This is a genomic window from Paraburkholderia sp. J63 (assembly GCF_905220245.1).
Lineage (GTDB): Bacteria > Pseudomonadota > Gammaproteobacteria > Burkholderiales > Burkholderiaceae > Paraburkholderia.
Genome location: NZ_CAJMZF010000010.1, coordinates 108384 through 128634 on the forward strand (window position 1 = coordinate 108384; position 20251 = coordinate 128634).

A 20251-nucleotide genomic window follows, 5' to 3' on the forward strand; every position below is an offset into this window, starting at 1 on the left:
CTGCAATCTGATATTCCTGTTCTGATCCGATCCACGAGCGGCCGGCGCGCACGCGCCGCTTGGCGGCGCTCAGTTTTGCGCTCAGCTCTGCGCCGAGGCCGCTTCCCCAGCCGGTTCCTCCGGTTCGACGCGCGCCCTGGCGCTCATCGGGCGCCCCGAGCGCGAACGCACGGCGGCGAGCGACGCATGCTCCTGCAGCAAGTCGAGCAGCGAGCGCACCATGCCGTCCATCGCGAAGCGCGCGTCGAACGTGCGCCGTGCCTGGGCGCGCATCGAATTGCGCGCGCGTTCGTCGAGTCCGCGCCACGCCGCGAGCATGCGCCGCGTCCCGGCAACCGTGTCGGGCGCGACGAAGCCGGCGCGGTCCGATTCGATCTCGCGCCAGACGTTGACCTTGTCCGACACCAGCACGGGCAGTCCGCACGCGAGCGCCTCGGCCACCGCGACGCCGAAATTTTCCTGATGCGACGGCAGCACGAACACGTCGCTCGCATGAAACGCGCCCCACTTGAGATTGCCCTGCAGCATCCCCGGCCAGCTCACGCGGTGCGCGATGCCGTGCGACTGCGCCATCGCCTGCAACGCGGGCTGCCAGTTGCCGTTGTCGGGACCGGCCATCAGCAAATGGGCATCGGGCGTTTCGCGTGCGTGCTCGGCGAACGCGTGAATCAGCATGTCGCAGCCCTTCTTCGGATGCAGGCGGCCCAGAAACAGCACGATGCGCTTGTTGCGCAGGTGCGGCGCCGCGTCCAGGAATTCTTCGCGCAACGCGTGCGCGTCCACCGCGGGCGCAAGGGTGCCGAACGACACGACCCGCTCGTTGGCGCGGTACAGCCAGAACGATTCGCGCGCGAGCAGGCGCTCCTCGTCGGTCGTGAAGATCACGGCGGCCGCGTCGCGCAGCACGCGATATTCGGCCCACGGCCAGTAGGCCCATTTCTTCAGATGCTTGAGCGGATAGGTGAGGCGGAACCACGGGTCGAGCATGCCGTGCGCGTACACGTAGTAGGGCACGTGCGCGTCGCGCAGCGCGCGCCACGCGCCGAAGCCGTGGTATTGCCACAGCCCGTGCACGATCGCCGCATCGAAGCGCCCGGCCTGCGCACGCAGCCACGGCACGTAGCCGGCGCAATAGCCGTAGCGCCCGCGCGCGGGCCCGAGCGCGTGCAGCGGCAGCGGAAAATCGCGCACGTACGGCGCGTCGATCGGGTCGAGCGACGCCGCTTCGATGTGATGGCCGAGCGCGGCCATCGCGAGGCCGCTCTGGCGCACGCCTTCGATCGGACCGCCTGAGCGCGGATCTACGGTGGACACGAGGTGCAGGATTTTCATCGGGGCTCCGGGGTGGCGTACGGGGTGAGCGGTGCCGGTACCGACGCCGGCGAGCGGGCCGTCGGTGCGACGCGTGCGACGCGCGGGGCGCGTGCATGTCTCCTCACGATGTCTAGCCGGTAATGCAACTGCGAGTACAGGGCGACCACGAGGCCGAGCGCGATGCCGTAGACGAGCCCCGAAAAGCGCGGCCCGAGCGGATTGCCGCCGATCGAGGTCGCCGGTAGCGCGGCGAGCAGCAGGATCGACATGCTCAGGGGCATCAGCAGCGGGTCGCGCGGCGCGATGCGGTGCCAGCGCCGGAACGCGATGCCCGCGCGCACGAGCGCGACGATCACCGCGAGCGGCAGGCAGATCCCGAACACGATGCCGTTCGCGTACACCTGGTACATCCAGAAGTTATGGCCCGCGACCCAGTCGCTGGTAGCGAAGTAATCCTCCTTGCTGAAGGTCTCCTGCACATAGGGGTAGTAGAGCGGCGAATAGCGGTACACATGGCCGTAGCCCTTGCCGAACAGCAGCGCTTCTGCCGAAGCCGTGACCTGGTCGAACTGGTCGCGCATCTCCGCAATGCGGGTGATCGTGGTCGGATCGCGGTCGGATTCCGAGTTCTGCGCGGCGAGCACGCGCTGCGTCCAGTGGTTGGTGATGGCCGGGAACAGCCACGCGGTGGCGAGCGCGAGCGCGGCCACGCACAGCAGCGCGGCGCTCGCGCGCATGGCCGCCTTCACCATATGGCGCAGCGACGGCGCGGCGAGCCACATGGCGAACAACGCGAGCAGCACCGTGGCGATGAGAAGACTGCGCGTCACGCTCAGTAGCTCGACGACGAGCGTCGCGACGAACACCAGCACCATCGGCACCGAAAAGCGCCGCGCGACGATGAACTGATGCAGCAGCATGGCCTGGAGCCCGAGCATGGTCGGCGACACGATCCGAAAGCGTATGTCGGCGAGCGGCCCGCCGACCGCCGTCATCCCGAAGACGAACGTGAACACGAGGCCGAGCACGTTCGCCCAGTAGAGCGCGCGGCGCATCTGCGCGAGGCGCACCGGGTGCCACGGACGGCACATGGCCGCGTAGCCCAGGCCGAACAGCAGGAACGGCAGCAGGACGCGCAGATAGTTGCCGACTGGATTGTGCTGCAGCAGTTGCGCGATGACGCTGCCGGCCAGGCTCAGCACGAGCGCGCCCGTCACGAACGAGCGCAGCCGCGAGGCGCGCGTGAAGCGCGGGCCGATCAGCGCGAGGATGGCCGCGCCGGCGAGCGCCGGAAGGACGACCAGCCATTGCGTGCCATGGCCGAACTGCGCATCGGGCGCCTTGTAGTCGAACGCAAGCGGCACGACGCACACCCAGAGCCACAGGACGGCATGTTTGTTTCGCATCGGCGCTTCTCCCGCTCTTGTCCCGCATGGGTTCGCGCACGGCTTTCGCCGCATGCGAAGGGGCGATTCAATATAAAACGCAGCAGGCGCCCTGCGCATGCCGGTGGCGCGAAGCGACTGAATTGTGGCGGGCCGTGTCAGGTGTCCGAGAACGCCGGGATGTTGGCGAGCGCAGCCGGGTCTGGTTGCGCAAGATGGGGGCGTCCGGGGCTCTCCCGGCAGCCGGCCTTGAGCGAGGAAAGCGTCATGAAGCTATTGCGCGATGCGCGATTGACGGCGCGCGGACGATCCGTCGAGCTCGACTTCGTACGCGGCATCGCGATCCTCGCGGTGATGGGCTTTCACTTCCGTACGGTCCATACCGGCTATGCGCTGGTCGACTTCGTCGAGTACCCGCTGAAGAGCTTCGGCCGCGAGGGCGTGAATCTCTTCTTCACGCTGAGCGGCTTTCTCGTCGGCGGCCTGTTGCTGCGGCAGTACGCGCAAACGGGCCGCATCGGCGCGCGCCGCTTCATCGTGCGGCGCATCTTCAAGATCTGGCCCGCGTACTACGTGCTGATTCTCTTTCACGTGATCGCGGGCCGCCATCCGCGCGATACCTTCCTGTGGCAGAACCTCACGCATCTGCAGAACTATTTCGGCACCTCGATCGTGCAGACGTGGAGCCTCGCCGTCGAGGAGCATTTCTATCTCTTTCTGCCCGCGTTGCTGATCCTGCTCGCGCATTTCCGGCTGCGCGCGAATGCGCTGATCGGCGTGATGGCCGTGCTGTGCGCGCTCGTGCTCGGCGCGCGCTGCGCCGTGGTCGCCCGAGGCGACCTGCAGGCCGCGTTCGCCTATACGCAATACCGTATCGACAGCCTGCTGTTCGGCGTGCTGCTCGCCACGCTCTACTGGATGAAGCCCGACGTCTGGCGCAGCCTCGCCGCGCGCCGGGGCTGGCTGGTGGGCACGGTGGTGCTGCTGGTCGCGTGGCTCGCGCTCGCGACGCGCCACGTCGCGCTCGACGAGAGCATCGGCTTCACGCTCCAGGCCATCGGCTTTTGCGCGCTGATCGTGCTCGTGCTCGAGCATTCGGGCGGCTTGCGCACGTCGTGGATGTATCGCGCGATTGCGTGGCTCGGCGTGTACTCGTACGGCATTTACCTGTGGCATTCGCTCGCGCTCGCACCGGGCGAGTTCCTGATCCGCGAGGCCAGCGCGCTCGGCGTGCCGCCGCTTGCCGCGTGGCCGGTCGTGCTCGGCGCGCAGTTCGTCATCGCCATCGCGCTCGGCTATCTGACCACGCGCGCGGTCGAGTTCCCGTTCCTGCGCCTGCGCGATCTGCTGTTTCCCGATCTGCGCGAGCGCAGTGCGCCCGCGCGGCGCGACAGCGGCGCCGTGGAAGGCAAGGTTGAAGGCGTGGCCTGAATGGGGTGAGGTCGGTGGGATCGGGGCGACGGTATGAAGCCGCTTTCGGCGGCGCGCAGGACGTTCAGGCCGGCGCGGCCGGCCATGCGTCCCGCGGCGCATCCCGAGTGGCGTCCTGCGGCGCATCCCGCAGTGCGTCCTGCAGCGTGCGCTTGAATTCGTCGAGCGTATTGCGCGCAAGCAGATGCTCGCCCGCAGGGCGCGGGGCCGCGAAGGCGCCGCCCGCATCGAGCTTGTCGATCGCATCGAGCGCCCGCGCAATCGTGGCCGGTTCGAGATCGTCGAGCAGCGGGCCGAGCGCGCCGTCGCGGCAGAACCAGCCGATCAGCCCGTTGGCGCTCGCGAGCACCGGCTTGCCGAAGCGGTAAGCCTGCACGAGCACGCCGCTCATGCCGTAATGCTGCCGGTAGCCGAGCCATACGGCGTTGCACGCGGAAAAGAGCTCGCGCTCCATGTCCTCGGGAATGAACTGGTCGAAGATCACGGGCGCGGGCGTCAGATGCGGCGCGTGGGCGTCGATGAACGCGCGCGTTTCCTCGTCCTGCTCGCCCGCGATCAGGAGACACGGCGCGCCGCCCTTGCGCGTGAGCGCGTGCATCAGCTCGCGGATACCCTTGCGCTCGCCGATCGCGCCATAGACGAGCAGATAGCGCGTGTGCGCGTCGAGCCCGAGACGCGCGCGCGCACGCAGCGGATGCTCGGCCTGGGTTTGCGGAAACGGGTCGGCCAGATACACGAGCGGAGCGGCGCGCGCGGGTTTCGTGCTCGCGAACCAGCCGGGCAGCGTCGGGTCGATGGTGAAGAGACTGCGCAATCCGCGCGCGCGCATGGCGCGCCGGAACAGCATCGCCTTGACCCGATCGACGAACGGCCGGCGCGGCGTGCGCATGCCCATATCGGCGTGATGAAACGTCATGCCCATGACGATGGCGATCCAGGGCGTCGCGCCGAACGGCGAGCCGAATGCGGCGAGCGTGTAGAAAAAGTAGTCGGCGTAGGGCGCCACGACGAGCCGCACGGGCATCGTGCGGCTCACTTCGGCGAGCGCGCGGGCGTAGAAGTCGCGAAAGCGCAGGTAGACGCTGCAGTCGAGCAGCGGCCCGCGCGCGACCGTGTGCAGATCGAGCAGCACGACGCGCCGCTCGGGCCAGGCTTCGCGCGCGATGCGCTGCACGAGCGGATGGGCGGCGTACGCCGTATCGGTGACGATCACGCAGCGATGCCCCGCCTCGACGCTCGCCTGCGCGATCCAGTCGACGTAGCGCCAGCGGTGGCCCGTGAAATTCGGCTCGATGATCGCGATCCAGTCGTCGCCGGTCGATGTGCACGGGCAGGGTGCATCGGCCGTGGCGCTGGACAGATCGGTGGCGACACCGGAAGCCGGAGACGCGCGACGGGATCGGGCGATCGACACAGTTTCCATGACGGCGATCCGGCGGATGACGTTGCGACCAACATAGCAGCGCAACGCACGCGGCAAGCGCCAAATTGCGGCGCGGGCTGGCCGAAAATGCCTGGCGCGGGGACATGGCGGGATACAAGCGGCACTCGGCGGGGCAGGCCGCCGCCGCAGGCGCGCCGCACGGATGGATGCTCATGGCCACGCGCCGCACCGATGTCCGTCCAACCGGCGCTCGCCGCGTCCGAATCCGCCTGGCAGATGGCGTCTGGTGACATATCGGGCGCGGTAACGTGCAGAACACGCTCCGGCTGCGCGCGCCGTTCGCGGGCTCCCATGCCGGCGACGCTGCGCGGCCAGCCAGCGGCGTGGGCGCGACCTCACCAGAAAGGAGGCCCAGATTGCGCGCGATGCGGGTGCCGGCATGGCCGGTGAAGGCGGGCTTCGGTCCTGGCGCGGCGACATGGGTGTTGCTGCAGCAGGTCGTCGTGCGCGGCCTCGTGGCCGTCAAGTTCCTCGCGATCGGGCGCATCCTCGGGCCGTCCGCGATCGGTCTCGCGAGCGTCGCGCTGCTTGCCGTCATGATCGCCGAAGCGCTCTCCGACACGGGGCTCCCGCAGGCCGTGATCCAGGGCCCGACGCCGCCGACCCGCGATCAGTACGGCGCCGTCTGGACCACGCTCGCGACGCGCGGGCTGCTGATCGCGCTGCTGCTGGTCGCGTGCGCGCCGCTCATGAATGCGCAGTTTCACCTCGGCGGCGCGCTCGCGCTGGTCCAGCTCGCCGCGCTGCTGCCGCTGCTGCGCGGGCTCGCGTCGCCCGCGTACTTCATCGCGCAGCGCGAGCGGCGCTTTCAGCATGTCGCGGCCATCGAGATCGCGGCGGCCAGCGTCGATTGCAGCGTCGGCATCGGGCTCGCCCTGGCGGGCGCGGGGCCGTACGCGCTGCTGCTCGGGATGATGACCGGCGAGGCGTCCAAGAGCGTGCTCACGTGGACCACGCTCGCGCCGCGTCCGCCCGTGCGCCTGCGCTGGTCCGGGATCGGGCACTACGTCGGCTTCAGCCGCTGGATCTGGGCGAGCAGCGTCATCATCCTGGTGAGCAACCAGTTCGACAAGGTGGTCGTCGGCAAGCTGCTCGGCCCGACCCAATTGGGCGCCTGGCAGATGTCGTCGAAGTTCGCGCAGATGCTGCTGGCCGACGCGGCAATCGCCATGTCGCAGTACCTCTTTCCCACCTTCGCCGCCCATCATCGCGGCGGCCCGCAGGCGGCCGCGCGCCTGTTCCGCCTGTATCTCGTCGCGGCGGCGCTGGGGCTCGCCGCCGTGGTCGTCGCGCTGCGCTTCGCGGCCGAGCCGCTGTTCATGCTCGTGCTCGGCGCCGCGTGGCTGCCGGCCGTGCCGCTCTTTCGCATCTTCGTCATCAACATGGCGATCAGTGCGCTGAACACGGTGCTGGCGTCGTATCTGCGCGCGGTCGGCGACGCGCGCGCCGTCACGGTGGCCTCGCTGGTTCAGGTCGGCGTGCTGCTGGCGAGCGTGCCGCCCGCGATGCACCACTGGGGCGTGACCGGCATCGCCTGGGCCATGACGCTCGGGCTCGCGGCGGGCGCCGCGTGGATGCTGTACCGCGTGGCGCTGAGGCGCTGAGGCTTTGAGTGAGGCTTTGAGGCGCTGATGCCGGGCGCTGGCTGGCCGCGTGCTCGCCCGCGCTTCTTGCCGGCGCGGGTAGGGTCACTGGAATGCGGAGAAACGGATGACGACGCTTGCAACCGATGATCTTTCACCCAGCGCAGCAGACGGCGCAAAGGCACGCTCGCGCGTCGCGGTGGTGATCGCGACCAAGGGCCGGCCCGCGGCGACGGCATGGGCCGTGCGGCTGCTGGCGCGGCAAACGCTGCGGCCCGCTCAGGTGATCCTCTCGGCGAGCTGCGCGGCCGACCTCGGACCCTACGACACCGCGGGGCTGCGCATCGACGAACTGCTCGGCCCGGCGGGTTCGAGCGTGCAGCGCAATCGCGCGCTCGATGCGCTCGCACCGGACATCGGCGTCGTGATCTTCTTCGACGACGACTTTGCGCCCGAGCGCCACTGGATCGAACGGTGCGCGCAGCGATTCGACGACGATCCGTCGCTGACGGGGCTGTCGGGCCGCACGCTGCGCGACGGCGCTAACACGCAGCCGGTCGCGTGGGAAGAGGCGCTCGCGCTGGTGGACGGCGCGCAAGAGGTGGCGTTGCCGGACGTGCCGCTCAGGCCCTGCGTGGAGCTGTACGGCTGCAACATGGCGTGCCGCGGCGAGGCGATTCGCGACCTGCGCTTCGACGAGCGGCTCGTGCTCTACGGCTGGCTGGAGGACAAGGACTTCTCGCGCCGGCTGGCGCGGCGCGGGCGGCTCGCGTACTGCGACACGCTCGTGGGCGTGCATCTCGGCCTGCGCGGCGGCCGCGTCTCGGGGCGCCGCTATGGCTATTCGCAGGTGGTCAACGCGATGTATCTGTGCCGCAAGGGCGTGATGTCGAGGAAGGAAGCAGCGAGCAACATCGTGCGCGCGATCGGCATGAACTGCGTGAAGTCGGTGCGCCCCGAGGCGCATCTCGACCGGCGCGGACGGCTGATCGGCAACGTCATCGGCATCGCCGACCTGTGCATCGGCGCGGTGCGGCCCGAGCGCGCCGCGCGGCTATAACGCCCGCACGGCGCGCTCGTGGCCGAACGAAAAACCGTTCAGTTGCCGCTGCCGCGCGCGACGCGGCGCTGCTTGACGCTTTGCGCGAGCCCTTCGAGCACGCCCACGCTTTCGTCCCAGCCGATGCACGCGTCGGTGATGCTCTGGCCGTAGGTCAGCTCGCAGCCTTCCTTGAGGTCCTGACGGCCCGCCACGAGGTGCGACTCCACCATCACGCCGATGATGCGCTCGTCGCCCGCCGCCACCTGGCGGCCGATGTCGGCGCACACGGGAATCTGGTTCTCGTGCTTCTTCGAGCTGTTCGCATGGCTCGCGTCGATCATCAGGCGCGCGGCGAGCCCGGCCTTGCCGATGTCGCTGCACGCGGCGTCCACGCTTTGCGCGTCGTAGTTCGGCGTCTTGCCGCCGCGCAGGATCACGTGGCAGTCCTCATTGCCGGCCGTCGAGACGATGGCCGAGTGGCCGCCCTTGGTCACCGAGAGGAAATGGTGCGGCTGCGAGGCGGCCTTGATCGCATCGACGGCGATCTTCACGTTGCCGTCGGTGCCGTTCTTGAAGCCGACCGGGCATGAGAGGCCCGAGGCCAGCTCGCGGTGCACCTGCGACTCGGTCGTGCGCGCGCCGATCGCGCCCCACGAAACGAGGTCGGCGATGTACTGCGGGCTGATCATGTCGAGGTACTCGGTGCCCGCCGGCAGACCGAGCTCGTTGATCGAGACGAGCAGCTCGCGCGCGGTGCGCAGGCCGTCGTTGATCTTGAAGCTGTTGTCCATGTACGGGTCGTTGATGAGACCCTTCCAGCCCACCGTCGTGCGCGGCTTTTCGAAGTACACGCGCATCACGATCTCGAGCTCGTTCTTGAAGCGTTCGCGCTGCTCCACGAGCCTGTTCGCGTATTCGAGCGCGGCCTTGGTGTCGTGAATCGAGCACGGCCCGACGATGACGATCAGGCGGTCGTCCATGCCGTGCAGGATGCGGTGCATCGCGCGGCGTGACTCGAAGATCAGCGTCGACGCGGCTTCCGAGCACGGGAACTCGCGGATCAGGTGTGCGGGCGGCGTGAGTTCCTTGAGTTCGCGAATGCGGACATCGTCGGTGTTGTGCGGGGGCATGGTCGTTTCTCCTGATCCTGTGTAGCGTGCAACGCGCTCCGCGTTGCGTCGAAAATCGGTTAGATGAAAGTGAGGCTCGTTCGGGGTAGGGACGAAAAAAAACCGCCAGACTCGGCTGGCGGTTTTTCGTGAATTCGGGTTCCTGCGCGTACTGTCAACCCTCTCGATCCGCCAGCGGTCTGAGATACCAAAAAAAGTAAAAGTAAAACTTCGTGGCGAACATGGCGGATTCGATTGCGAAAACGTTGGTTACGTCGAAAAGGGTAATTGCCTTTATAACCCGAGCTTCTCGTGGCTGGCAAGCCGGGTCGTGAAAAAATGCGGACTATCCGCGAGCGATGAACCCATGATGCAGAAAATCCGCGCGATGATGCGGTTTTTCCGCATCGCCGCGCATGAATCCTGCAGTCCGGCAGACCTCAGACCGTGCCGCCCACCGTCATGCGGTCGATGCGCAGCGTCGGCTGGCCCACGCCCACGGGCACGCTCTGGCCCTCCTTGCCGCACACGCCCACGCCCGAGTCCAGACGCATGTCGTTGCCGATCATGCTCACGTACTTGAGCGATTCCGGGCCGCTGCCGATCAGCGTCGCGCCCTTCACGGGGTAGGTGATCTTGCCGTCCTCGATCATGTAGGCCTCGGAGGCTGAGAACACGAACTTGCCGTTGGTGATGTCGACCTGGCCGCCGCCGAAGTTCACGGCGTAGAGGCCGTTTTTCACCGAAGCGATGATCTCCTGCGGATCTTTGTCGCCGTTGAGCATGTAGGTGTTGGTCATGCGCGGCATCGGCAGCGCGGCGTACGATTCGCGGCGCGCGTTGCCGGTCACGGGCATCTTCATGAGGCGCGCGTTGAGCGAGTCCTGGATGTAGCCCTTGAGGATGCCGTCCTCGATCAGCGTCGTGCACTGCGTGGGGTTGCCTTCGTCGTCGATGTTGAGCGAGCCGCGGCGGTTGGGCAGCGTGCCGTCGTCGACGACGGTGACGCCCTTGGCGGCCACGCGCTGGCCGATCTGGCCCGCGAACGCCGACGAGCCCTTGCGGTTGAAATCGCCCTCGAGCCCGTGGCCGATGGCTTCGTGCAGCAGCACGCCGGGCCAGCCCGGCCCGAGCACCACGGACATCGCGCCAGCCGGGGCCGGGCGTGCTTCCAGATTGACGAGCGCCGCATGCACGGCGTCGTCGACGTACTTCGAGAGGATCTCGTCGGTGAAATAGGCGTAGTCGAAGCGTCCGCCGCCGCCGCCGTTGCCGATCTCGCGGCGGCCGTTCTGCTCGGCGATCACCGTGACCGAGACGCGCACGAGCGGACGGATGTCGGCGGCCAGCGCGCCGTCGCTGCGCGCGACCAGCACCACGTCGTATTCGCCCGCGAGCGCGGCCATCACCTGGGTGATGCGCGGATCGCGGCTGCGCGCCATCTGCTCGACGCGTTCGAGCAGCTTCACCTTCTCGGTGGCTTCGAGCGACGAAAGCGGGTCGGCGGGCAGATAGAGGTCGCGGCCCGCGATGCCCTTGAGCGAGGTGGCCACCTTGATCTTCTGCTTGCCGCCGCCGGCCTGCGCGATCGAGCGCGTGGCGATGGCGGCCTGGCGGATCGCCTCGGGCGAGAGGTCGTCGGAGTAGGCGAACGCGGTGCGCTCGCCCGAGACGGCGCGCACGCCCACGCCCTGGTCGATGCTGAAGCTGCCCGACTTGACGATGCCTTCCTCGAGGCTCCAGGCCTCACTGCGCGTGGTCTGGAAGTAGAGGTCGGCGTAGTCGACGCGGTGCGTGAAGATCTCGCCGAGCGTGCGCGTGAGCACTGCCTCGTCGAGGCCGTAGGGCGTAAGGAGCAGGTCCTTCGCGGTCGCCAGATTGCGGATGCCGGGTTCGATGATGTTCATGCGCTCAGTAAGCTGGTAAGCAATGTCTGTCGGTGTAAATGCGGGCAAAACGTCGTCAAATCAAGCGCTTCGGTTGGGGTTTCAGCGCCTGACAGGAGCAGTCAAAGGGTCGTCAGGGGCAGTCCAGCACGCGATGCCGCCACGCGGGCAGGCTCGCGCGCACGGCGGCTATGCGTTCGAGGTCGATGTCGCCGACCACCACGCCGGGGTCTTCGTCGAGCACGTCGACGATCTCGCCCCACGGGTCGACCAGCATGCTGTGGCCCCAGGTGCGGCGGCCGTTCTCGTGCTGGCCGCCTTGCGCCGCGGCGAGCACGTAGCACTGGTTCTCGACGGCGCGGGCGCGCAGCAGCGTGCCCCAGTGCGCGCGGCCCGTGGTGTACGTGAATGCGGACGGCACGACCATCAGCGCGCAGTCCCCCATGCGCCGGTACAGCTCGGGGAAGCGCAGATCGTAGCAGACCGACAGCCCGACGCGGCCGAACGGCGCGTCGAAGGTGCGCACCTCGGCGCCGGGCCGGATCGTGCGCGCCTCGTCGAACGATTCGGCGCCTTTTTCGAAGCTGAAGAGGTGGATCTTGTCGTAGCGCGCGCGCTCCGCGCCGCTCGGGTCGAACACGAGCGTGGTGTTGAGCACGCGTGCTTCTTCGGGCGCCTTCAAGGGCAGCGTGCCGCCGATGATCCAGACGCCGTGACGCTTCGCGGCATCGGCGAGAAAGCGCTGGACCGGGCCGTCTCCATAGGCTTCGCGGATCGCGAGCTTGTCGCTGTCCTTGTGGCCCATGAAGCAGAAGTATTCGGGCAGCAGCACGAGGCGCGCGCCCTGGCTCGCGGCTTGTGCGATCAGCCGCTCGGCATCGGCGAGGTTGCGCTCGGGGTCCGGCGTGCTGACCATCTGCAACGCGGCGACGCGAAACGGCGTGCCGGGCGTTGCGGAAGTGGGAGTATCGCTCATCGACGGCTCTTGAATGAACAGAGGAGGGTGGCTCCGGGAATCATGCGCCGTGCGGCGTGGCACGCATGCGCCATGCCCGGCAGGCGGCGGCATCGGCTTATCTGGATCGCACGGGTCTCCCGGGTATCGGATCGGGGGTCGGGCGCGGGGCCGCAAAGCCTTGAAACCCTGAAACCGCGATGCGGACCGATGCGTCTCCTCTCAATGCGCTGCCGCCGGGGCCTGCGCGTTCATCTTACCCTGATCGCCCTGCACCCGCTCGACGAGCGGTTTGGACCACGAGCCCGTGATCGCATAGGTGCGCGCGAACGTCGTTTCGACGGTATGCAGGAGCGCGAAATCGGCGATCAGCGCGCCCAGGCCGAACAGCGGGTTGATGATCGCCGCGGCGATCACGCCCGCGCCCGCGCTCACCGTGGGCACGACGTGCACGCGCAGGTCCTGGGTCTTGTGGGCGAGGTCGATGCTGCCCGTCATCTGGGCGCGGCCCGGCGCGGTCACGAGCTTGAAGTCGTCCGTGCGGGCGATGCCGTTCTGGATCTGCCCGGTGCCGGTGACGCTCGTGAAGGGCAGGCCGCGGCCGATCACGTCGCGGAAGTCCATGTCGGGAAAGTGCGCGAGGCTTTGCAGGCTCAGCACGCCGAGCAGCGACGCCACGCCCGGATTGATCTTGAGGATCTGGCCGTGGTGCAGGTCGAGCGCGAGGCTGCCGTTGAGCGTCGGATAGTCGAGCATCGTCGGGCCGCCGCGCCACACGAGCTTGCCGCTCAGCGTGCCTTGCCCGCCCTTGACCACGTGGACCACGCCCGCGCGTTCGAGCAGCGCGCCCGCGTCCTTGATGTCGAGATGGAAGTCGACGGCGGTGCGCCTCGGCGTCTCGCCCGTTTCGCCCGCGGTGTCGGAGGGCGGGGCCTCGTCGCCGACGGCGCGCCAGTTCTCGGTCGCGGTGAGGTGCGCGTCCGGGTTGGTGATGTCGAGCGTGTCGAGCTGCCAGACCGGCACGCCGTTGTCGACGTAGTTGTGGGCGTTCATCTGCAGGCGGCCCAGGTCGCGGCCGCGCACGATGAGCTGGTTCACGACGAGGTCGATCGACGGCATGTTCTGCGCGCGCTGCGACATGGCCTGGCCGAGCAGATCGTTCTCGGTCGCGGCAGGGACGACGAGGCGCGCGAGCCGCGCTTCGAGCGTGCCGGGCGAGCCGACCACGGGACCCGGCTTCCACGAGACGTGGCCCGAGACCTGGTTCGATGCGACGTTGGCCTGCCACTCCTTGCCCGTGCGCGTGGCGCCGACGATCACGTTTTCCCAGTGGCGCTTGAGCAGCGTGAGGGTGCCGACGTGGACCGCGAAGCGCGAGGGCAGGTAGGGCGCGAAGGCGCCGCCGGGAGCGGGCGCGTTGTCTGGGGTCGCCGTGGCCGTGGCTTGCGATGCGGCTGGTGCCGGGCTGGCGGTGGCTGCTGTTTGCGATGCGGCTTGCGCCGGGCTCGCGGTCGCCGAGGTTGCTTGCGTCGGAGCGGCCGTTGCCAACGTTTGCGATGCGGCTCGCGCGCTTGCCGCCGACGCCTGAGTGCCTTCGGAGGCTGCGTTCGCGGTGCCGGCTGTCGTCGCCGGGCTTGCCCCCGCGTTTCCTGCCGCATTCATCGCCGGGTTTGCCGCCTCGCTCGCCGCCGCCGTGCCGCGCAGCTCCTGCGCGACGCGGCGCCATGCGTCGGCGTCGAAGGTGGGCACGTCGACCACGGCGACCACGCCCTCGCTGGGCAGATCGGCGGGCCGGTTCATGGCGATCACGCCGCGCACCACGCCCGGCACGTGGCCAGGATCGCGCCGCAGCACGTAGCGCGCAGCGAGCGGCCCGAGCGCGAGCTCGGCATGCTCGTACTGCGAGTCGTCGGTGGCGGCGGCCACCGTGCCGGCGTCGTTGTTGTCGCCGGTGCCGGGCTGCAGCGCGAAGCGCAACGGCATCGGCGCGCCGGCGGTCTTGCCGAACGGCGCGGGCAGGTCGATGGCGAGATCGGTCAGATCCGAGTTCGCCTTCACGTCGGGCAGACGCCCGCGCACGCCCGCCACCGAGAGCGACCACGGCGCCGAGCCCGAGAAGCGGCCGACCACGGCCGCCGGCGTGCCGCGCAGGTTCAGGCTGCGCGCCGCGTTCGCATCCACGGCGACGCTGCCCGCGACGTTCACGTTATAGCGGCCGTCGTCGCTCAGGCCGCCGTTCGCGCGCACGTCGCCGCCGAGGAAGTGGCCGGTGAGCCGCTCGACCTGGGCGCTGCGGTTCGTGAAGCGCACCTTGCCCGTGAGGCTCGAAAGCGGCGGCACGTTGTCGGCGCTGAGCGTGTCGTGATCGAAGCCGATCGCGCCCGCCAGCTTGACCTTCGGCATCGGCTTGCGCGGAATCGTGAGCTTGAGCGCGAACGTGGCCGGCCCCTGCGCATGGACCTTCGCGGTCGCATGCTTCGACATCACGCCGATCGAGCTGTTATCGGCATAGTCGAGCAGATCGGCGAGCGGCCCGCGCCCGGCGCCCTCGATCACGAGATCGGAGCCTTTGATGCCGAGCTCGTCGATGCGGCCGCTCACGTCGCGCAGCACGAAGTTGCGATAGTGGCCGCGATCCACGTCGAAGCGCAGCTTGTTCTCATGGAGCCGGAACACGCCGTCGATGCCGTCGAACGCGGGCCAGACGTTCGGCGCGCCGTTACGCAGCTTGCGCGGCGGATACGGCGACGGGTCGAAGCGCCCATTGCGGAACGGCGCGACGATGCGGAACTGGCCCGCCTGCGGGTCGCGCGAGTACGGGAATTTGGCGAGATCGCCGTGAATCTCGATCGTCGCGCCTTTCGAGATCCCCGCCTGGAGCCCGTGGCCCAGATAGGTGCGGGTCTTCTCGGTGATGCTGGTGGGCAGATAGCGCGGGATGGCCTTGACCTGCGCCGTATCGAACTTCGCGACGAGGTCGAGCGCGCCGCGCCCGTGGCCCGGGTTCGTGTAGTGCGCGGTCATGTTCGCGCGCGCGTCGGCGTTCTCGACGCCCAGCTCGCTCACGTCGACCGCGAACGCCTTGAGCTTGTCGCCGGGCTGACGCTGCGCGGCCACTGTCCAGGTCATCGCCCCCCAGAGGCGGTCGAACTTCAGGCGCGGATCGTCGAACACGCCTGGCAGCGTGAGCGCGGTCGCGGCCGTGTCGAGATGGAGCGTGCCGTGCGATTCGTCGGCGTCGATGTGCCCCCAGAGGTTCTCGACGCCGGGCAGGCCCGCGCGCGGGTGGCCGCGCGGCGTGAGGCCGGGTCCCGGCTCCTGGGCCGCCACGCTGATGCCCTGGAGGTCGCCCTTGAATCGGTAATGGGCGATGGGCTCGACGCTCGTGGTGCGCTGCTCGACCGCCGCTTCGCCCGACTCGGGCGTGGCGCGTTCCATCGCGAGCTCGTAGTTGGCGATGAGCCCTTGCGGATTGAAGCGCACGAGCGCGTTCTGCACGCGCCCGGGCAGCGGCAGCGCGCGCATGAATTCGGCGAGGATGCCCAGATCGATACGGTCGCCGTGCACGGCAAAGAGCTGGCCGTGCTGGAGCGATTGCTGGCGAAAACGCCCGTCCAGCGTCGTGAACGCGAGCGAGCGCACGAGCGGCGTGCCGTCGTCGAGCGGCGGCTGGCCGAGCTCGGCGTGGAAGTCGTGCATCTGCAGCGTGTAGTCGCCGGGCTCGATCCCGAGGCGCCAGTTGAACTGCGCGATGGGCAGGTCGAGGCGCGGCTGGGTCGCCTTCACGCGCAGCGCGATGTCGTTGCCGCTCAGCATGCCGTCGGCGGACTTGATGCGTCCCGCCTCGAAGTGCGCCCAGATCGCGTTGTCGATGCGTCCTGCATACATGGTGAGCGGCAAGTGGATGTAGCGCGCGAGCGTCGGCAGGTCGACGGGGCCGGTCGAGATATAGGCGTCGCCGCTCCAGGCGATCGGCTTGCCCGCCTGCGCATCGCGCGCGTGCCGGAAATGCGCGCGGAAATCGAGCGGGCCGTGCAGCACCGTGCCCTCGGCGGGCGCCTGGAGCGCGACGCGGTGGTCGTAGCCGTCGTTGAGGATGGCGACGCGGATGTCCGAGAGCTTGAGCTCGGGCGCGTCGCGCGTGGCGTCGCTCCAGCGCAGCGTGCCGCCGCGCAGCACGATGGCCTGCTGGCGCATGAGCCAGGTCGTGAAGGTGGCGTTGCCCGTGTGCGCCGTGGGCACGGGCACGCCCGCGACCGTGAGCGTGCCGTCGTCTTCGCGGGCGATCAGCACGTCGGGGCGCTCGACCACGACGCTCGAGAGCAGCAGCTCGAAGCTCACGAGCGAGCGCCAGGAGACCGCGGCCGTGGCGTGCGGCACGTTCAGCGCGAGCTTGCCGTGGCGGTCGCGGATCGTCAGCCCGGCGACGTCGATGCCGGGCTGGAAGCCCGACCAGTGCGGCGAGAGCTTGCCGATGCGGAACTCGGCGTGGATCTTCCCGGAGACGAGCTTCTCGATGCGCGGCCGAAAATCGTCCACGTGGGGCAGCACGATGTAGCGCAGCCCGAGCAGCAGCACGCCGACGATGAAATAAAGGACGAGCGCGATGCAGGCCAGCACGCGAAACGTGTGGCGCAGGACCGGATGATGATGCTGTGGGCCCGCGTCGGCGTTTTCCCGGCTGACGTGTCCGGTTTGATGCGGGCCGGCGGGGTCGTTACGCTCGGACATGCTGCGGCGGGTGGGGTATGGTAGCGTTGCGTTCTGACGTCGAAATGTATCACAGGGGGCCGTGGGGCCGGCCATCCGGGGAAGCCGGGATGGCTTGCGGTGCGCTGGTGCACGGGGTGTTTTGCACGGCGGCGAGGGCGCTTCGATCCATCGATGCGGCTGAAACAATGCCGACGCCTGCCCACTCCCCCCGCTCAACGAGCTGGGCAAGATCCTACATGACTGCTACCTCCCTTCTGAGTTCCAGCTATTCGCGCTATGCGGCGCGCGCCTATGCCGCCCGTCCCGGCCTGGCGGACCAGGTTCAGGCGCTGGCCGCCTCGCCGCTCACGCGCGAGCGCATCGCCGCGCGGCTCGATGCGTTGAGCGACGAGGCGCGCGGCGGCGCTGGATCGGGCAACCCCGCTGCGAGCCCAGGCCAGCCCGCCATCCCGCTCACCGACGAGCAGTTGAAAAAGGCGCTGCGCCAGTTGCGCGCCGAGGTGATCTGCGCGGTGATGGAGCGCGACCTCGCGGGCGCGGCCGACGTCGGCGAAGTCACGGGCGCCATGACCGATCTCGCCGAAGTGACGATCCAGCGCGCGCTGGCGGTCGTGAGCGCGGACCTCGAAACGGTCTTCGGCGAGCCGCGCGGGCCCAACGGCGAGCGCCTGACGCTCGGCGTGGTCGGCATGGGCAAGCTCGGCGGGCGCGAGCTCAACGTTTCATCGGACATCGACCTGATCTTCGTCTACGAGGACGACGGCGAGACCACGGGCGGTCAGCGCTCGCCCATCGCCACCCAGGACTTCTTCGCGCGCGTGGGCAAGCGCCTGATCGCCGCGCTCTCCGACGTGACGGCGGACGGCTTCGTGTTTCGCGTCGACATGCGGCTGCGGCCCAACGGCGATTCGGGCCCGCTCGTGTGCAGCCTCGGCATGCTCGAGGAATATTTCTACGTGCAGGGCCGCGAATGGGAGCGCTACGCGTGGATCAAGGGGCGGCTCGTCTCGGAGGAGCGGAGCGAGAGCGCGCTGCGCCTCGCCTCGCAGCTCGAACGGCTCGTGAAGCCCTTCGTCTACCGGCGCTACCTGGACTTCGGCGTGATCAGCGCGATCCGTTCGCTGCACATGCAGATCCGTCACGAGGCGCAGCGCCGCGCCAGCATGCGCCCCGACAAGGCCGACGACATCAAGCTCGGGCGCGGCGGCATCCGCGAGATCGAATTCAGCGCGCAGGTGTTCCAGCTGATCCGCGGGGGCCAGGACGCGGGTTTCCGCGTGCGCCCGACGCTCGCCGTGCTCGGCTATGCGGCGGCGCGCGGGCTGATCGCGTCCGAAGTCTGTGGCGAACTCACGTGCGCCTACAACTTCCTGCGCGAGCTCGAGCACCGGCTGCAATACCGCGACGATGCGCAGACCCACGCGATGCCCGTCGATCCCGAAGAGCGCGCGGCGCTCGCGAAGTCGATGGGCTTTGACGACTACGCCGCGCTGATGGCCGTGCTCGACGCGCATCGCGAGAAAGTCGAGCAGCAGTTCGACCAGATCTTCTCCGACAAGGTGGGCGGCGAGAGCGGCTGCGCCGCGCCCGGCGACGGCGCGGCCGCGTGGGTCTGGAGCGACGCGCTGACCGAAGAGGTCACCGACGGCGCGCTGCTCGAACGGCTCGCGGAGCTCGGCATCGACGACCCGGCGCCGCTGCTCGCGCGCCTGCGCGGGCTGTGGCAGTCGTCGCGCTATACGGGCCTGCCCGAAAAGAGCCGCGAGCGCTTCGACAACGTCGCGCAGCGCGCGCTCGAAGCTGCGCGCACGCTGGAACCGCACGAGCGGCGCGGCGACACGCTCGCGCGCATGTTCGACCTGCTCGAAGCCGTGATCCGGCGCGGCGCCTATCTCGCGCTGCTCACCGAATATCCGGATGCGCTCAACCGCGTGCTCAAGGTGCTGGGCGCGTCGCGCTGGGCGGCCGGTTATCTGGTCCGCCATCCGCAACTGCTCGACGAATTGCTCGACGACGAGGCCGTCGCCACGCCGTTCGACTGGCCTGAGTTCTCGCGCCTCCTGCGCGCGCGGCTCGCCGCGGCCGCCGACGTCGAGCAGCAGATGGACCTGCTGCGCCACGCGCACCAGGCCGAAGTCTTCCGCATCCTGCTCAACGATCTCGGGGGCCGGCTCACGGTCGAGCACGTGAGCGACCTGCTCTCCGAGCTCGCGGACGCGGTGCTCGACGTCACTATCGAAACGGTGTGGAAGCAGTTCGCGAAGCGCCACCGCGAGGTGCCGCGCTTCGCGGCGATCGCCTACGGCAAGCTCGGCGGCAAGGAGCTGGGCTACGCGTCGGACCTCGACTTGATCTTTCTCTACGACGACGAGGACGAGCGCGCCTCCGAGATCTACGCCACGTTCGCGCGCCGCCTGATCACGTGGCTCACGACGTCCACGGGCGCGGGCACGCTGTTCGACGTGGACCTGCGCCTGCGGCCCAACGGCGAATCGGGGCTGCTCGTCACGGATCTCGGCTCGTTCCGGCGCTACCAGCTACGCGAGGGCGACGCGGCGAACACGGCGTGGGTGTGGGAGCATCAGGCGCTCACGCGCGCGCGCTTTTCGGCCGGCGACACGGCCATCGGCCAGGCGTTCGAGGCGATCCGCGTGCAGGTGCTCACGACGCCGCGCGATGCGGCGCCGCTCGCAAAAGAGATCGTCGAGATGCGCCAGCGCGTGGAGGACGGCCACCCGAACCGCACCGAGCTGTTCGATCTCAAGCACGACCGCGGCGGCATGGTCGACATCGAATTCCTCGTGCAGTACTGGGTGCTGCTGCACGCGGCGCAGGACCCCGAGCTGATCCGCAACACGGGCAATATCGCGCTGCTGCGCGAGGTGTCGCGCTTCGGGCTGATGAGCGAGGAGGAGGCCGATACGATCGGCTCGGCGTACCGACTCTATCGCAAGCTCCAGCACCAGTTGCGGCTGGACGGCATGGAGACGGCGCGCGTCGATCCCGCGCGGGTCGAGCGCGAACGCGAAGCGGTGCTGGCGTTGTGGAGGCGGGTGTTTGGGGAGCGGGGTTAAGGTGCAGCGCGCGTAATCGAACTGGAATTAGATAAATCCCGCCTCTTTATCCATTCTTTCCAGTTCGGCGAATACGTCCTTGGCGGGGATGAGTTCCCCCGCTTCGATCTCTTTTCGGTTGAGCGCCAGAATTGCCAGCAGCGTCTGGCCCGGATCTGCGAGGCCGGGCGGTTCGATGGCCTGCGCGATTTCTTCATCCGTCTTGCGGTGGTCCGACTGCATTGCTGCTAGCTCCTCGATTGCATGTGCTCGCGTACTGCCGAAGGTACAACGCCTGACTGGCGTCGTACGGCTGGCGTATGCGGCAGCGGCGGC

General features: G+C 68.9%; 12 protein-coding genes. 4 read left to right on the forward strand and 8 right to left on the reverse strand.

The genetic code is table 11. The features are described 5' to 3' along the window. Positions 1-81: 81 nt before the first annotated feature. A complete protein-coding gene (locus tag U5775_RS13530; RefSeq protein ID WP_322058634.1) occupies positions 82-1332 on the reverse strand; it encodes a glycosyltransferase in 1251 nt (416 codons plus the stop codon). Further along, on the reverse strand, positions 1329-2720 hold the full coding sequence (locus U5775_RS13535; RefSeq protein WP_322058635.1) for a hypothetical protein: 1392 nt from the start codon (positions 2718-2720) through the stop codon (positions 1329-1331). The genes U5775_RS13530 and U5775_RS13535 overlap by 4 nt, the downstream gene beginning before the upstream one ends. A gap of 246 nt (positions 2721-2966) precedes the next feature. Between U5775_RS13535 and U5775_RS13540 the strand changes: the two genes are divergently transcribed. Beyond that, on the forward strand, positions 2967-4130 hold the full coding sequence (locus U5775_RS13540) for an acyltransferase (protein ID WP_322058636.1): 1164 nt from the start codon (positions 2967-2969) through the stop codon (positions 4128-4130). Positions 4131-4194: 64 nt separating this feature from the next. Here U5775_RS13540 and U5775_RS13545 read toward each other — a convergent pair whose 3' ends face one another. Continuing rightward, positions 4195-5553 carry a glycosyltransferase gene (locus U5775_RS13545; RefSeq protein WP_322058637.1) on the reverse strand — a complete coding sequence of 453 codons (1359 nt, stop codon included), beginning with the start codon at positions 5551-5553 and terminating at the stop codon, positions 4195-4197. Between the two features lie 377 nt (positions 5554-5930). Between U5775_RS13545 and U5775_RS13550 the strand changes: the two genes are divergently transcribed. Together U5775_RS13550 and U5775_RS13555 are read left to right on the forward strand one after the other, a co-directional pair. After that, entirely contained in the window at positions 5931-7178 is a 1248-nt protein-coding gene (locus U5775_RS13550; RefSeq protein WP_322058638.1) for an oligosaccharide flippase family protein, read from the forward strand. A gap of 106 nt (positions 7179-7284) precedes the next feature. Beyond that, entirely contained in the window at positions 7285-8217 is a 933-nt protein-coding gene (locus U5775_RS13555) for a glycosyltransferase family A protein (RefSeq protein WP_322058639.1), read from the forward strand. A gap of 38 nt (positions 8218-8255) precedes the next feature. On the opposite strand, the gene aroG is transcribed toward U5775_RS13555, so the two are convergent. From aroG to U5775_RS13575, 4 genes are all read right to left on the reverse strand, one after another. Beyond that, positions 8256-9329 carry a 3-deoxy-7-phosphoheptulonate synthase AroG gene (aroG, locus tag U5775_RS13560; RefSeq protein ID WP_322058640.1) on the reverse strand — a complete coding sequence of 358 codons (1074 nt, stop codon included), beginning with the start codon at positions 9327-9329 and terminating at the stop codon, positions 8256-8258. Positions 9330-9748: 419 nt separating this feature from the next. Next, positions 9749-11215: a metalloprotease TldD gene (gene tldD, locus U5775_RS13565; protein ID WP_322058641.1), complete on the reverse strand. Its 1467-nt coding sequence runs from the start codon at positions 11213-11215 to the stop codon at positions 9749-9751. Positions 11216-11327: 112 nt separating this feature from the next. Continuing rightward, the gene (locus U5775_RS13570; RefSeq protein WP_322058642.1) at positions 11328-12170 is read right to left on the reverse strand and encodes a carbon-nitrogen hydrolase family protein; all 843 of its coding nucleotides are present in this window, start codon (positions 12168-12170) and stop codon (positions 11328-11330) included. Between the two features lie 201 nt (positions 12171-12371). Next, positions 12372-16880, reverse strand: a complete 4509-nt coding sequence (locus U5775_RS13575; protein WP_322058643.1) for a YhdP family protein — start codon at positions 16878-16880, stop codon at positions 12372-12374. A gap of 218 nt (positions 16881-17098) precedes the next feature. Here U5775_RS13575 and glnE point away from each other — a divergent pair, with 218 nt between their 5' ends. After that, a complete protein-coding gene (glnE, locus tag U5775_RS13580) occupies positions 17099-19936 on the forward strand; it encodes a bifunctional [glutamate--ammonia ligase]-adenylyl-L-tyrosine phosphorylase/[glutamate--ammonia-ligase] adenylyltransferase (protein WP_322058644.1) in 2838 nt (945 codons plus the stop codon). 27 nt (positions 19937-19963) lie between these two features. Here the strand turns inward: glnE and U5775_RS13585 are convergent, their stop codons facing one another. Further along, a complete protein-coding gene (locus tag U5775_RS13585; RefSeq protein ID WP_322058645.1) occupies positions 19964-20158 on the reverse strand; it encodes a hypothetical protein in 195 nt (64 codons plus the stop codon). Between the last annotated feature and the right edge of the window lie 93 nt (positions 20159-20251).

Coding starts and splice junctions, on each gene's coding strand:
- U5775_RS13530 (WP_322058634.1), bottom strand. CDS start 1,332: ATGAAAATCCTGCACCTCGTGTCCACCGTAGATCCGCGCTCAGGCGGT.
- U5775_RS13535 (WP_322058635.1), bottom strand. CDS start 2,720: ATGCGAAACAAACATGCCGTCCTGTGGCTCTGGGTGTGCGTCGTGCCG.
- U5775_RS13540 (WP_322058636.1), top strand. CDS start 2,967: ATGAAGCTATTGCGCGATGCGCGATTGACGGCGCGCGGACGATCCGTC.
- U5775_RS13545 (WP_322058637.1), bottom strand. CDS start 5,553: ATGGAAACTGTGTCGATCGCCCGATCCCGTCGCGCGTCTCCGGCTTCC.
- U5775_RS13555 (WP_322058639.1), top strand. CDS start 7,285: ATGACGACGCTTGCAACCGATGATCTTTCACCCAGCGCAGCAGACGGC.
- aroG (WP_322058640.1), bottom strand. CDS start 9,329: ATGCCCCCGCACAACACCGACGATGTCCGCATTCGCGAACTCAAGGAA.
- tldD (WP_322058641.1), bottom strand. CDS start 11,215: ATGAACATCATCGAACCCGGCATCCGCAATCTGGCGACCGCGAAGGAC.
- U5775_RS13570 (WP_322058642.1), bottom strand. CDS start 12,170: ATGAGCGATACTCCCACTTCCGCAACGCCCGGCACGCCGTTTCGCGTC.
- U5775_RS13575 (WP_322058643.1), bottom strand. CDS start 16,880: ATGTCCGAGCGTAACGACCCCGCCGGCCCGCATCAAACCGGACACGTC.
- glnE (WP_322058644.1), top strand. CDS start 17,099: ATGACTGCTACCTCCCTTCTGAGTTCCAGCTATTCGCGCTATGCGGCG.
- U5775_RS13585 (WP_322058645.1), bottom strand. CDS start 20,158: ATGCAGTCGGACCACCGCAAGACGGATGAAGAAATCGCGCAGGCCATC.